12 protein-coding genes, 3 tRNA genes and 1 riboswitch are annotated in these 14,267 nt (G+C 38.9%); of the genes, 14 read left to right on the top strand and 1 reads right to left on the bottom strand.

Annotated elements, in window-relative coordinates; translation table 11 throughout:
• From DPX34_RS06720 to DPX34_RS06690, 7 genes are all read left to right on the top strand, one after another.
• Positions 1-753 carry an HvfC family RiPP maturation protein gene (locus DPX34_RS06720; protein ID WP_111977647.1) on the top strand — a complete coding sequence of 251 codons (753 nt, stop codon included), beginning with the start codon at positions 1-3 and terminating at the stop codon, positions 751-753.
• Positions 754-958: 205 nt separating this feature from the next.
• Positions 959-1,051: transfer RNA gene (locus DPX34_RS06715), tRNA-Ser, on the top strand.
• A 22-nt stretch (positions 1,052-1,073) separates the two neighbouring features.
• Positions 1,074-1,150 (top strand) — tRNA-Arg (locus DPX34_RS06710).
• Positions 1,151-1,177: 27 nt separating this feature from the next.
• Positions 1,178-1,254 (top strand) — tRNA-Arg (locus DPX34_RS06705).
• A 368-nt stretch (positions 1,255-1,622) separates the two neighbouring features.
• Positions 1,623-1,868 (top strand): OadG family protein, encoded by a 246-nt coding sequence (locus DPX34_RS06700; RefSeq protein ID WP_111977646.1) that lies wholly within the window; start codon positions 1,623-1,625, stop codon positions 1,866-1,868.
• A 21-nt stretch (positions 1,869-1,889) separates the two neighbouring features.
• Positions 1,890-3,671: a sodium-extruding oxaloacetate decarboxylase subunit alpha gene (oadA, locus tag DPX34_RS06695; protein WP_111977645.1), complete on the top strand. Its 1,782-nt coding sequence runs from the start codon at positions 1,890-1,892 to the stop codon at positions 3,669-3,671.
• Positions 3,672-3,682: 11 nt separating this feature from the next.
• Positions 3,683-4,810, top strand: a complete 1,128-nt coding sequence (locus tag DPX34_RS06690; protein WP_111977644.1) for a sodium ion-translocating decarboxylase subunit beta — start codon at positions 3,683-3,685, stop codon at positions 4,808-4,810.
• A gap of 340 nt (positions 4,811-5,150) precedes the next feature.
• On the opposite strand, the gene fur is transcribed toward DPX34_RS06690, so the two are convergent.
• Entirely contained in the window at positions 5,151-5,573 is a 423-nt protein-coding gene (fur, locus tag DPX34_RS06685) for a ferric iron uptake transcriptional regulator (protein ID WP_111977643.1), read from the bottom strand.
• A gap of 218 nt (positions 5,574-5,791) precedes the next feature.
• Between fur and DPX34_RS06680 the strand changes: the two genes are divergently transcribed.
• The 7 genes from DPX34_RS06680 to DPX34_RS06650 all read left to right on the top strand — a co-directional run bounded on the left by DPX34_RS06680 (position 5,792) and on the right by DPX34_RS06650 (position 14,250).
• A complete protein-coding gene (locus tag DPX34_RS06680; RefSeq protein WP_111977642.1) occupies positions 5,792-7,294 on the top strand; it encodes a sensor domain-containing diguanylate cyclase in 1,503 nt (500 codons plus the stop codon).
• 199 nt (positions 7,295-7,493) lie between these two features.
• Positions 7,494-7,612: riboswitch (TPP riboswitch) on the top strand.
• 156 nt (positions 7,613-7,768) lie between these two features.
• Positions 7,769-9,700: a phosphomethylpyrimidine synthase ThiC gene (gene thiC / locus DPX34_RS06675; RefSeq protein ID WP_111977641.1), complete on the top strand. Its 1,932-nt coding sequence runs from the start codon at positions 7,769-7,771 to the stop codon at positions 9,698-9,700.
• Between the two features lie 127 nt (positions 9,701-9,827).
• A complete protein-coding gene (locus DPX34_RS06670; protein ID WP_111977640.1) occupies positions 9,828-10,967 on the top strand; it encodes an FAD-dependent oxidoreductase in 1,140 nt (379 codons plus the stop codon).
• Entirely contained in the window at positions 10,964-11,158 is a 195-nt protein-coding gene (thiS, locus tag DPX34_RS06665) for a sulfur carrier protein ThiS (RefSeq protein ID WP_111977639.1), read from the top strand. Before DPX34_RS06670 ends, thiS begins: the two co-directional genes overlap by 4 nt.
• 3 nt (positions 11,159-11,161) lie before the next feature.
• Positions 11,162-11,959: a thiazole synthase gene (locus DPX34_RS06660; RefSeq protein WP_111977638.1), complete on the top strand. Its 798-nt coding sequence runs from the start codon at positions 11,162-11,164 to the stop codon at positions 11,957-11,959.
• Between the two features lie 27 nt (positions 11,960-11,986).
• A complete protein-coding gene (thiE, locus tag DPX34_RS06655; RefSeq protein WP_111977637.1) occupies positions 11,987-13,516 on the top strand; it encodes a thiamine phosphate synthase in 1,530 nt (509 codons plus the stop codon).
• A complete protein-coding gene (locus DPX34_RS06650) occupies positions 13,507-14,250 on the top strand; it encodes a HesA/MoeB/ThiF family protein (RefSeq protein WP_111977636.1) in 744 nt (247 codons plus the stop codon). Before thiE ends, DPX34_RS06650 begins: the two co-directional genes overlap by 10 nt.
• Positions 14,251-14,267: the final 17 nt, after the last annotated feature.

Here is a 14,267-nt window from a genome sequence, read left to right as displayed (position 1 = left end):
ATGTTTCAAAATCTACAGCATGAGTTTGCTGAACATATAAAAGATCCAGATAATTCTAAAGCGCCTGTTGGCATTGATGATCGACGTATGGCTATTTACCGCGATTTATTTTTTAATAATATCGAAGGTTTTGTATCTTCTGCTTTTCCTGTATTGCGATCTCTTTATTGTGAATATGATTGGCAACGGCTTGTGCGTTGCTTTTTTGTGGAACATCAATGTCATTCGCCCATTTTTTTAGATATAGCAGAAGAGTTTGTTAATTTTATTGCGAGTGAATACCAGCTTACTCCTGATGATCCACACTTTATGCTTGAATTGGCTCATTACGAATGGGTTGAATTAGCTGTTTCAATTAAAATTGAAACGCAAACTTACGAATGGTGTGATGTTGACGATATTAACACGGCCTTATTAACACTCTCTGAAGCTATTTGGCCATTACAATATCAAAACCCTGTGCATTTAATCTCTTTGGATTATCAACCTCAAGAGGCCCCCGAAACAGCGACTTGTTTAGTTGTTTATCGAAACAAGGAACTAGACGTTGATTTTATGTTAGTTACACCGGCGATTATCCATTTAATTACTTTATTACAAAATAATTCATCTCAGTATTATCATGAATTAGTGACAGCAATGCATCAAGCGATGCCTCAATATGCTAAAGATGTTATTGAACAAGCGACTTTTGATGCCATTAGTACCCTTGCGAGTAAAGGTATTATTCGAAAATCATTAAAAAATGCATAATAAAGTCGGTAAGTCGTTTTATTTTGCGCTAAAGTTATAAATTGATGTGTATGTAAATAATGCCTTAATTGGTTTATTTACCATCATATCGAACGTTGCTTTGCTCATATTGATTATGTTTTGAGCGAACGATAAAAAAAAGTGTTTTTTTTTATAAAAGTCGTTGACTTGGTCGCAGATTTCTTTAATATGCGCCCCACGAAACGGTGAGGTGGCCGAGCGGCCGAAGGCGCTCCCCTGCTAAGGGAGTATAGGGTTTGTAGCTCTATCGAGGGTTCGAATCCCTCCCTCACCGCCATTTCGTAATTTTGTAAGAATGTGCGCGTGTAGCTCAGCTGGATAGAGTTCCTGGCTACGAACCAGGCGGTCGGAGGTTCGAATCCTTCCACGCGCACCATTTTTTCGAAATTTTTTTTATGAATGTGCGCGTGTAGCTCAGCTGGATAGAGTTCCTGGCTACGAACCAGGCGGTCGGAGGTTCGAATCCTTCCACGCGCACCATTTCATCTTAATGTCCATTTTCAATGCTTTCTCTTCTAAATACAGACCAACCTGCTATTATTAACATTCTTATACGTACAAAAATCAAATAAAGAGTTAAATAATTAAAAATGAGTGTAAAAAACACCCGAAAAGAAATACAAGGGTGAGACACCGTTTTACAATGTTTGAAACACTTTAATCAACTGTCAGAGTGCATGTATTAACAAAATGTTAATATTTTATGCTTATTCGGTAAATGACTCAGTTAGGGGTGATTTACAAATAAGTTTGTACATACATTATAGCTAATTGATGGGTCTAAAATTTGATTTTTACCCTTGTGCGATGTATATGTATGCCTCTGCATTTTAATATGAAATGATGGTATGGAAAATCTTAGTAATTTATTAGGGGATGCGGCTAACTTGATGTTGGTTGGCATGGTGGTTGTATTTGCCTTTTTAGGGTTATTAATCATTTGTATCGAATTAATGTCGAAGTTTTTTGGTGGAGAGATTGAAACTAAACCCGTTCAATCAGCTATTCGCCCTAACTCGACTAATGATACAGCCCGATCGGCCAAAATCACTGCTGCTATTTCAGCTGCCATTCATCAACATCGTCAAAAGTAAGTTTTAGCAGGAGATAATATTATGTCTAAACCACTAGCTATAACAGAGCTTGTGCTTCGTGATGCTCATCAGTCATTACTCGCCACTCGCTTCCGTTTGGAAGATATGCTTCCGATTGCCGAAAAACTTGATAAGGTCGGTTACTGGTCTATTGAAAGTTGGGGCGGCGCAACATTTGATTCATGTATTCGTTACTTGGGTGAAGATCCATGGGAACGTATTCGCGCGCTTAAAAAAGCCATGCCTAATACCCGTCAACAAATGTTGCTACGTGGTCAAAATCTATTAGGTTATCGTCATTATGCTGACGATGTTGTTACAAAATTCGTTGAACGTGCTCACACTAATGGTGTTGATGTATTCCGAATTTTTGATGCAATGAATGATGTGCGCAATTTACAAACTGCGGTTAAAGCCGCTGTCAATGTTGGCGCTCATGCTCAGGGTACATTGTCGTATACTGTTAGTCCTGTTCATACTATGGACAAGTGGCTTGATTTAGCGCGTCAAATTGAAGACTTAGGTGTTCACTCAATTTGTATTAAAGACATGGCTGGTTTATTAAAACCTTATGTTGTTGAAGAATTAGTTGGCCGCTTAAAAGAAACCGTATCGGTTCCTATTGCTATGCAATGCCACGCAACAACAGGTTTAAGCACTGCAACCTATATGAAAGCCATTGATGCCGGTATTGATATGCTAGATTCTGCTGTATCAAGCATGAGTATGACATATGGGCATTCAGCTACCGAAACTTTAGTTTCTATTGTTGAAGGCACAGAGCGCGATACTGGCCTCAATCTTACCGATATGGAAGAGATTGCAACTTACTTCAGAGAAGTTCGTAAAAAATATGCGAAATTTGAAGGTGAGTTGAAAGGTGTTGATGCACGTATTTTAACGGCTCAAGTCCCTGGTGGCATGTTAACGAACATGGAAAGCCAATTGCGAGAGCAAGGTGCAGCCGATCGTCTTGATGAAGTATTAAAAGAAATCCCACGTGTTCGTGAAGATTTAGGTTTTATTCCTTTAGTAACCCCTACATCGCAAATTGTAGGTACGCAAGCCGTGTTGAATGTTTTAACTGGTGAGCGTTACAAATCAATTACTAAAGAAACGTCTGGTGTGCTTAAAGGCGAATATGGTTCTGCTCCAGCGCCGCTTAATGCTGAATTACAAGCGCGTGTTTTAGATGGCGCAGAAGCTATTACATGTCGTCCTGCTGATTTAATTGAACCTGAATTAGACAAGTTAACAGCTGAGTTACTTGATGAAGTTAAAGCGAAAGACATTAAATTAGCCGATGAGCAAGTTGATGACGTATTAACGTATGCTTTATTCCCGCAAATTGGTCTTAAGTTTTTAGAAAATCGTAATAACCCAGATGCGTTTGAACCCGCTCCTACGGGTGAAGCTGCGGTTGTTATTGATCAAAATGATAAAGCGCCAGCGTCAAAAGATCCGGCTGCCTATGATGTTAAAGTTGATGGTAAATTGTTTCATGTTGAAGTTGCGCCAAGTGGCACAATCTCTAACATTACACCTGCATCGGTTACTGATGTATTGCCACAGTCTGCATCTGTTGAAGGTAATGAAACATTAAATGCTCCGCTTTCTGGCAATATATTCAAAGTGCTTGTCTCTGACGGTCAAGAAATTGGTGCCGGTGATGTCGTTATCATCATGGAAGCTATGAAGATGGAAACTGAAATTCGTGCTGTTAAAGATGGCGTGATCACTCAAGTTCATATCAAAGAGGGTGATTCTGTTTCGGCAGGCGACCCTGTTATAACGTTTTCCTAAGAGGCATATTGATGGAAGGGTTAATGACATTATGGCAATCAACGGGTCTAGCTAATTTTGTGCTAGGCCAAGTGATTATGATGACCGTTGGTTTCGGTTTATTATATTTAGCCATCGTTAAAAAATTTGAGCCGCTACTATTATTACCTATTGGTTTTGGTGCGTTACTCACTAACATTCCGTTGGCTGGTTTTACCGATGCCGGCGGTTTATTACACTACATATACTACATAGGTATTGAAACGGGTGTATTTCCGTTATTAATATTTATGGGCGTTGGTGCTATGACTGATTTCAGTGCACTAATTGCTAATCCTAAAATGTTATTATTAGGTGCTGCAGCGCAATTTGGTATTTTTGCTACGTTATTTGGTGCAATTTTATTAAACCTCATTCCAGGTTTTGAATTCACATTAGCGGATGCAGCCGCCATCGCCATTATTGGTGGTGCTGATGGGCCTACCGCCATATTCTTAGCATCTAAACTTGCGCCTGAGTTATTAGGTGCGATAGCGGTTGCTGCTTATTCATATATGGCATTGGTACCGATTATTCAGCCGCCTATCATGAAGGCATTAACGAATAATGAAGAACGTCAAATCCAAATGGAACAGTTACGCCCTGTATCACAACGTGAAAAAATCATATTCCCGTTGATGGTATTATTTGCGGCTATTTTATTCTTACCTTCAGCAACACCTCTCGTCGGTTGTTTCTGTTTAGGTAACTTAATGCGTGAATGTGGTGTGGTTGATCGTTTAAGTAAAACAGCTCAAAATGAGATGATCAATATTGTTACTATCTTCCTTGGTTTAGCGGTTGGTTCTAAATTATCAGCTGATCAATTCTTAACGGTTGAGACATTAGGCATTTTAGCGCTAGGTGCGGTTGCATTTGGTATTGGTACAGCTTGTGGTGTATTAATGGCTAAGTTAATGAGCCGCTTATCGGGTGGTAAAATTAATCCATTAATTGGTGCTGCGGGGGTATCTGCCGTTCCAATGGCTGCTCGAGTTGTTAATAAGGTTGGGTTAGAGTCCAACCCGCATAACTTCTTACTAATGCATGCAATGGGACCCAATGTGGCAGGTGTACTTGGTTCTGCTGTTGCAGCCGGTATATTGCTTGCTCTGGTTTAGCATCTATACTTTTATATAAAAAGTATCTATTAAAAAAGCGCTTTTTAGCGCTTTTTTTGTGCCTACAGCAAATACATGAAATCTATGTTGTTTATGGTTTGTCACTTTATTGATGGGCTTACCGTTAGGGTTAAAGGCTGAGCCGGTGCATTCACTCGCTAGCCTGCAATTAATTAATACTTACCATATATAATAGCCAAGTGTTTTTTATCATTATTTTAGAAGAACAAACTCATTTTACTACGTATGATGAATTGGTATAACGCCCTTAGTGTAAAATAAGATATAAAAAAACCGATGTTAAACATCGGTTTTTTTGTGGGGGGTGTTAACCATTAAATTAGTTACAATTGGTTTTATCTTTACAAACACCATATAAATAAAGGCTATGCGCTGTTAGCTCAATACCGTGCTTTTCTGCAACCATATCTTGGCGATCTTCAATTACATCATCGGTAAATTCAATTACTTTGCCGCACTTCAAGCAAACTAAATGATCATGATGTTTTTTCTCGCTTAATTCGAAAACGGATTTTCCACCTTCAAAATGATGTCGACTTACAATGCCCGCGTCATCAAATTGATTCAAGACACGGTAAACAGTTGCTAACCCGATTTCTTCACCCTTATCTAATAAGATTTTATATAAATCTTCAGCACTGATATGCTGATGCTCAGGTTCTTGTAACATCTCTAAAATTTTTACACGCGGTAGCGTTACTTTCAGACCGGCTTTTTTAAGTTCTATATTATGATCAGACATGATTAATTTGTTTAAGATGTAATAACACTATTATATAAGCTTAGCTCGGAATTAAAACCTTAATTATGCTTTATTTTAATTGGCCTACCCATTCGCGTTTTTCTACATTATTAATAGCGTTATATTGCACACCCTATATTGTCGAACTATATTTATAGAACAAAAGCCTTACTTACTGATTTTGTATGAGTATTGCTTATCTTTTCTAAGGATAGAGTTTGAAAAAATATCGCTTAATCTCGTTTTCAATCAGCTTAGCATCAATTATTTTGTTGCTGGCTTTTGGTTTTATGATTAACTCAAATAGTGTTGAGGTTGATAAAGCTTGGAAAGAGTATGTCCAGTCAGAGGTTAAAAAAAACACGCTAAACAGTAAAATTGTGCGTAGTTTTGGTTATGGTGGTTTTATTCATCATTTTAAAAATTTCATTTTACGAAAAGAACAAAAATACTACACGGCAGCTTTAGCTGACATTAATACAACTGAAGCGTTAATACATGAATATTTAAGTTATAATCAAAATGAAAGAATAAAGCTGAATTTAGATGTTTTTTTGCGTACGGTGCAGTTTTATAAAAAAAGCCTAGAGGATTCAGCTAATTTAGCTAGGCAAGGCTTAACCAGTAATGAAATAGACCAGCAAGTAAAAATTGATGATAAACCCGCTATTGATGCCTTATACGCTTTAAATGTGAATATGGCGCGTACGCATGTTGAAATCGAAAAGAAAGCGGATCATTTAGCACAAAAGCAGATTTATTATACTTCGGTATTCTTTTTTATTGTGGCAGTGTTTGTCTTAGTTACTATTTTTACTTTATTTCACTTTTTTCGTTTAGCGAGTAAACATTACACCGATTTAGCCTCGTTATTTCAAGCTATTCCTGATGCTATTATTATTTCAGATTCGAGTGGCAATATTATTCGTTTTAATACCCAAGCGGCTGAAATGTTTGGCTATGATAATGATGAAATGAATGAATTAACAATCGAAGACCTTGTCCCCAAATCTAATCGCCACTCTCATTTATCCAATCGAGAAAATTTTCAACAACATCCCAAACAAATCCCAATGAATGATCGAAGCCGTTCTTTTAGTGCCGAAAGAAAAAATGGTGAACTATTTGATGTAAAAATAGCAATTAGCACATTAAATGAAGATCATGAGTTAAAGAATATTGCGGTCGTGAAAGATTTATCTGATATTAATTTATTGCAAAAACAAGCAATGACAGACCAATTAACCAAGCTAGAAAATAGAGTTAAAATACAAGAAATATTAGAGGACCAAACTCATTACCATGCGCGATATGGTGCTACTTTTTCGGTTATTATGTGCGATATTGATTTTTTTAAGAGCGTGAATGACACATATGGCCATCCGTTTGGTGATAAGGTGTTAGTCAACGTTGCTGAAATACTGCAAAACTATTCAAGAATAACGGATCATGTTAGTCGTTGGGGTGGTGAAGAATTTTTAATTGTTTGCCCTTCAACTGATTTAGCAGGTGCCTTTGAAACAGCAGAGAAAATACGTTTGAAAATACAAGCGGCATTTAAAGATGAAGAAATGCCATTAACAGCCAGTTTTGGTGTAGCTGAATATTTTGTAGAAATGGCAGTGTCAGAGCTCATATCGAATGCTGATAAAGTTCTATATCAAGCAAAAGAGCAGGGTCGTAATACAACCGTAGCTTACCAAGTCATGAAAATATTATAGTTTTATCATGATCCTATTATGTCTTATATGAATATTAGTCATCTACTTAAAGATATAGTGTCTAAATAAAAAAGATAAATAAACCAATATAATCAAGCTGTTACTTACATGTATTCTGATACTGTTAACCGTTCTATTTTATAAACCGTATTCTTTTTCAATTAGTCATTGCACATTCATTTGGGTTACCTATAATTAAGCCTTCTTGTCGGAGTGCCGAGATTTATTTATATAAATCATCAGCTGAGATCGCGTAAGCGGGATCCGTAGAACCTGATTCAGACTAATATCTGCGAAGGAAACAAGGTAAAGAACATCCTACCCCCTGTTATCTACACTCCGTCTTTTGTAACTAATTTCTTTAACCTTAATTTAGGTTAAATTAAATTTTGAAATTTTATTATTCAAGCCGCTTGTTGAGCACCCTGAGTATTGAAATTTCGCCATAAAGTTTCTAAACAAAAGGCAATTAAAATGGCTAAATTAAGTCGTCGTGAACGTCGCGAGCAAGCTGAAGAGTTTTTAAAGAGCTGTTCAGATCAAAACTTCCCTAATTCAAAAAAAATGTATGTTGCGGGTGAACTACACCCAATTAAAGTTGGCATGCGTGAAATTTCGGTTGCTGATTCATTAGTTGGTGGTACTGAAAAAGATCCTATTTTAGAGCCAAATGAACCCGTTCGAGTATACGATACTTCTGGGCCTTATACTGATCCCAATGTCACTGTAGATGTACACACAGGGTTAGATAAACTTCGTGCTACTTGGATTGAAGCGAGAGACGATACCGATGTATTGGAAGGTGCGACTTCAGGTTATAGCCAACAGCGTTTAGCAGACGACGGTTTAGATCATATTCGTTTTGAAAACTTACCTAAAGTTCGACGTGCAAAACCAGGCCAGAATGTATCGCAAATGCATTATGCTCGCCGCGGTATTATTACACCTGAAATGGAATACATCGCTATTCGTGAAAACATGAAGTTGCAAGATGTAAGTGATCCGGTATTAACACCACAACATCCGGGCCAAAGCTTTGGTGCTAACACGCCTAAGGTGATCACGCCTGAGTTTGTTCGCCAAGAAGTGGCTGAAGGCCGAGCGATTATTCCTGCAAATATTAATCATCCTGAAGCTGAACCTATGATTATTGGCCGTAACTTTTTAATTAAAGTGAATGCTAATATTGGTAACTCGGCGGTGAGTTCTTCAATCGAAGAAGAAGTAGAAAAATTAGTATGGTCGACTAAATGGGGGGCAGATACTGTAATGGATCTGTCTACAGGTCGTTACATTCATGAAACACGTGAATGGATCATTCGTAATTCACCTGTGCCAATTGGTACTGTCCCTATTTATCAAGCGCTTGAAAAAGTTAACGGTGTAGCTGAAAATTTAACATGGGAAATTTTCCGCGATACCTTGATTGAGCAAGCAGAGCAAGGCGTTGATTATTTTACTATTCATGCGGGGGTATTATTACGCTATGTGCCAATGACCGCTAAACGCTTAACGGGTATTGTATCGCGTGGTGGTTCAATCATGGCTAAATGGTGTTTAGCCCATCACGAAGAAAACTTCTTATATACACACTTCGAAGATATTTGTGAAATCTGTAAAGCATATGATGTTTCATTCTCACTAGGTGATGGTTTACGCCCTGGTTCAATTGCAGATGCTAACGATGAAGCGCAATTTAGTGAATTAAAAACATTAGGCGAGTTAACTAAAGTTGCATGGAAGCACGATGTACAAGTGATGATTGAAGGCCCTGGCCATGTACCTTTACACATGGTTAAAGAAAACATGGAACTGCAATTAGAGCATTGTCATGAAGCCCCTTTCTATACATTAGGCCCATTAACAACAGATATTGCCCCAGGTTATGATCACATTACCTCTGGCATTGGTGCTGCCAATATCGGTTGGTATGGTTGTGCAATGTTATGTTATGTAACACCAAAAGAGCATCTTGGTTTACCGAATAAAGAAGATGTTAAAGAAGGCTTAATTACATACAAAATTGCAGCTCACGCCGGTGATTTAGCAAAAGGTCATCCTGGCGCGCAAGTTCGTGATAATGCGTTATCAAAAGCGCGTTTTGAATTTAGATGGTACGACCAATTTAATTTAGGCTTAGATCCTGATCGCGCACGTGAATATCATGATGAAACGTTACCGCAAGAATCAGGCAAAGTTGCCCATTTCTGTTCAATGTGTGGACCTAAATTTTGTTCAATGAAGATCACACAAGAAGTCCGTGATTATGCTGCCGGTTTAGAAAAAGACAGTGGCGATATCGAAATTAAAATGGTTGATGTATCAAAAGAAGCAGAAGAGGGCATGCAACAAATGTCTGAAACGTTCAAAAGCAAAGGTTCAGAGCTTTACCACACCGCTGATTAATCAGTGACTGCTTAATTTGAATGCATTAAGCATGAGGTAAATCACAGATTAACCTCATGCTTACAGGCTTCTTTTAACGCTATTTTATCAGGTTGACGCCAGTCAGCCTTCTTAGGGTTTAACGTTTATGGCTAACATTGCGATTGTGGGTGCTGGTTTAATGGGGCGATTATTAGCGCTATTGATAACCAAACAACACCAAGTGACGTTGTATGAACAAGGTGAACTCAATACGAGTGATGCAACAGGACGCATTGCGGCCGCGATGATTGCACCTACGGCTGAATCGGTTGTGGCGAGTGATGATATCGTTTATATGGGACATGCATCACTTGCGCTTTGGCCTGATTTATTGTCATACCTTGATCTGGATGTCACTTTACAGCAAGCCGGCACTATCATATTAGCGCATCGTCAAGATGAAGCGGATCTCTTAAGTTTTAAGCAACGCGTTAAATTACAAACGTCAGATGATTTACAAACATTAACTGCCGCTGAGTTACATTTAATCGAACCCGAAATATCGAGCCAGTTTGCGCAAATTGTTTATTTGCCTAATGAAGGGCAAATTTATAACGATGAGCTTTATCAAGCATCGGCAGAGGCTATTTTAAAATCTGACATTACCTTAAAATTACATACCGAAATTAAATTAAATAACCTTAATCGTTGCATTCAAGGCAATAGCGAACCGCTTAATCAGTTAACTGAACTGCCTATTGGTAAGCAAGTGACTTACGATTGGGTTATTGATTGCCGTGGTTTAGGTGCAAAAAGTGATTTGCTTAATGTTAATAAAGCATTACGTGGCGTGCGCGGTGAGGTTATTCGGGTTAAAGCGCCAGAGGTTAATATAACGCGCCCTGTACGATTAATGCACCCGCGTTATCCTTTATATATCGTGCCTAAAGGTGATCATGAGTATGTAATTGGCGCAACCGAAATTGAATCAGAAGATAATAAACCGAGCAGCGTGCGTTCTGCTTTAGAATTATTATCCGCTGCTTATAGTGTGCATAAGGGTTTTGCTGAAGCGTCAATTGAGTCAATGAAAGTTGGCTTACGTCCCACGCTTAATGATAACGAGCCGAGTATTGATGTAAGTCAAAGCTATATACAAATTAATGGGTTATACCGTCATGGCTATTTGTTAGCGCCTTATTTATTACAGCAGGTTCTTGAGCAACTTAATTGTGCAATGCCCGATGAGCTTTCGTTTTCTCAACAACATTTTAATACGACCAACCAATTGGTAACTCCAGCATGAATATTATGATTAATGGTGAAGTTCACGCTTTAACATCATCTACATTACAAGACATTTTAGTTGAATTTAACGCCCAACCGCCATTCGCCGTTGCGTTAAACGGTGACTTTGTGTCGCAAGGTGAATATGGCTCGACTCAAATTGCAGCGGGTGATCAGCTCGATATCGTCTCTCCTATTTATGGTGGTTAAGGTATGAAATCCAGCCAACAAAAAATGAACATATACGGCCAAGAATTTGATAGCCGCTTATTAATTGGTTCTGCTTTATATCCTTCACCTAAAGTGATGACTGATTCGATAAAGGCCAGTCAAAGCCAAATAGTGACATTGAGTTTGCGTCGTCAGTCACCAGAACAACGCGGTGGTCAAGCTTTTTGGCAGCAAATTCAAGATTTAGGCATGACACTTTTACCTAATACCGCCGGTTGTCACACCGTAAAAGAAGCCGTAAATCTAGCAAAAATGTCGCGTGAGATATTTCAAACAGATTGGATAAAGCTTGAACTTATCGGTGATGAATATAATTTGCAACCTGATCCTATCGATTTACTTGAAGCTACTGACGTGTTGATTAAAGATGGCTTTAAAGTCTTACCTTATTGCTCAGATGATTTAATTATATGCCGTCGTTTAGCCGATTTAGGTTGCCAAGTGATCATGCCTTGGGGCGCGCCTATCGGTACAGGTAAAGGCTTATTAAATCCACATGCATTGCAAAGTATTCGCCAACGTTTACCCGAAGTGACTTTAATTGTTGATGCCGGTATTGGTTTGCCTTCGCATGCGGTACAAGCGATGGAGTTAGGGTATGATGCTATTTTGCTTAACTCTGCGATTGCTCAAGCGCAAGACCCTGTGCTCATGGCACAAGCTTTTGCCAAAGCCGTCGAAGCGGGTAGGGCGGGGTTTGTTGCCGGGCGAATGCCCGAAAAGCAAGTAGCAGAGCCTAGTACACCGACGTTAGGTATGCCTTTTTGGCACCAATCTTAAGTTAATAAATAGTTTAATCGGAATTTCATGTTTAATAATAGAGTATGGACCATCGCAGGTTCAGATTGCACGGGTGGCGCAGGGATCCAAGCTGACATCAAAACAATACATAACCTAGGCGCAGAGGCTTGTTCGGTTATAACGGCGGTGACTGCTCAAAATACCCAAGGCGTACAAGAGATTAATGCGGTTTCAGATGATGTTTTAATGAGTCAGTTAAAGGCCCTTAATTCTGACAAGCAGGCCGATGCGATCAAAATTGGTATGTTAGCGAATAAACGCCAAGTGTTATTAATTGCGGATTGGATTGCTAATACCAAAGAAACTTGGTCTCAAGCGCCTTATGTGGTTTACGACCCCGTTGCGCTTGCTTCGAGTGGGGGCGATTTAACCGAAGAAGACGTGCTGCCGACCATTAAAGCCAAGTTGCTACCTTTAATTGATTTAATTACCCCAAATGCCAATGAAGTACAGCGCATAACCGGCGTTTACCTTATCGGCTGGAACAGTTTAGTTGAAGCTGGCGAAGCGATGATTAAATTGGGTGTTGGTGCGGTTGTGGTTAAAGGCGGGCACGTTGATATTGAACCGAATGCCAGTGTTGATTATTGCACTGATGGGCAACACCATTATTGGTTGAGTAATAAACGTATTGATACTGAGCATTCACATGGTACGGGCTGTACATTTGCATCAGCGATGGCTTCGTTGATCGCACAAGGCTATATATTACGTGATGCCTTTACTATTGCTAAAGCGTATATCACACAAGGTTTACGTCATTCATCACAGTATGACGGAATTTATGGCGCTGTGTGGCAAGGCTTTTGGCCAGAAAATACACACGATTTTCCTCGTGTATTAGTGAATGATTCACCGACTGCTCAGCAACTAGATTGGGATGATGGATCACAACCGAGCGATATTTTTACATCCGGTTTTGCCAGTGTTGGCACTAACAAATTAGGCTTGTATCCTGTTGTTAATAACGTTGAATGGATTGAGCGCCTACTAAAGGCCGGTATCAAAACCATACAGTTACGTGAAAAAACCAGCTCAGGTGATGCATTAAAACAAGCGATTTTGCAGGCTATTGCTTTAGGTCAACAGTACGATGCGCGTGTTTTTATTAATGATCATTGGCAATTGGCGATTGAACTCGGGGCTTATGGGGTTCACTTAGGTCAAGAAGATATCGAAAAAGCCGATTTAAAAGCGATTAAAGCCGCAGGGTTACGTTTGGGCATAAGTACACATGGGCATTATGAAATGCTTAAAATTATGCAATACAAACCTTCTTATTTAGCGGTTGGTGCTATTTTTCCAACACGAACAAAAAATATGACAGGTCAAATACAAGGTGTTGATACACTGGCCAAGCTTGTTAAAATAAACGCTGATATACCCATGGTAGCAATTGGGGGTATTACGCTTGATAACGCAAATGATGTTGCTGCTACTAAAGTGGGGTGCATCGCGGTGGTAACCGCCTTAACCGAAGCCGACGATCCAGAAGCCAATGTAAAAGCCTTTGAGCATATTTTGTCATGTCATTAAGTAATAAAGAACAAGTTAGATATAGCCGTCATTTATTAGTAAAAAATATTGGCGAGCAAGGTCAAATAAAATTAAAACAAAGTCGGATCCTTATTGTCGGGGTTGGCGGGCTTGGCTGTGCTGCCGCACAATATTTAGCGGCCTCAGGTGTTGGGCAAATAACCTTAATTGATCACGACATTATTGAATTAAGTAATTTACAGCGCCAAGTGTTGTATAAAACCAACCACTTAAAAGCCAGCAAAGTACAAACCGCACGTAATCAATTACTGGCAGCAAACCCAGAAATTAAAATTAATATTATTGAAAAATCGATTTTAAACGTTGATTTGCCTGAGCAGTTATCTGCAGTTGATTTAGTTTTAGATTGCACTGATAACGTTGAAACACGCCGTTTTATTAATCAAGCTTGTGTTAATGCTAAAGTTAAACTGGTTTCAGCTTCGGCTATTAATGGTCAAGGGCAATTAATCAGCTTTGATTTCAACAAACCCGATATGCCTTGTTATTTGTGTTTGTTTCCAGACGCAGAAGAAAGCGCACTTAATTGTTCAAACGCGGGGGTATTAAGCCCATTGCTTGGTGTAATGGGGAGTTTACAGGCAACAGAAACCATACGTTTATTATTAGGCATGGCCGATAATTTAGGCCAGCTAACATTATATGATGCATGGCAAATGGATTTTAAGCGTTTTAACGTAAGAAAAAACACCAATTGCAGTTGCTGCCACTAAATAGATTAATATCTTAT

The organism is Algibacillus agarilyticus (assembly GCF_003286125.1).
Classification (GTDB): Bacteria; Pseudomonadota; Gammaproteobacteria; order Enterobacterales; family Alteromonadaceae; genus Algibacillus; species Algibacillus agarilyticus.
The sequence above is the reverse complement of the archived record's forward strand: the minus strand, read 5'-3'. Positions and strand labels throughout refer to the sequence as shown.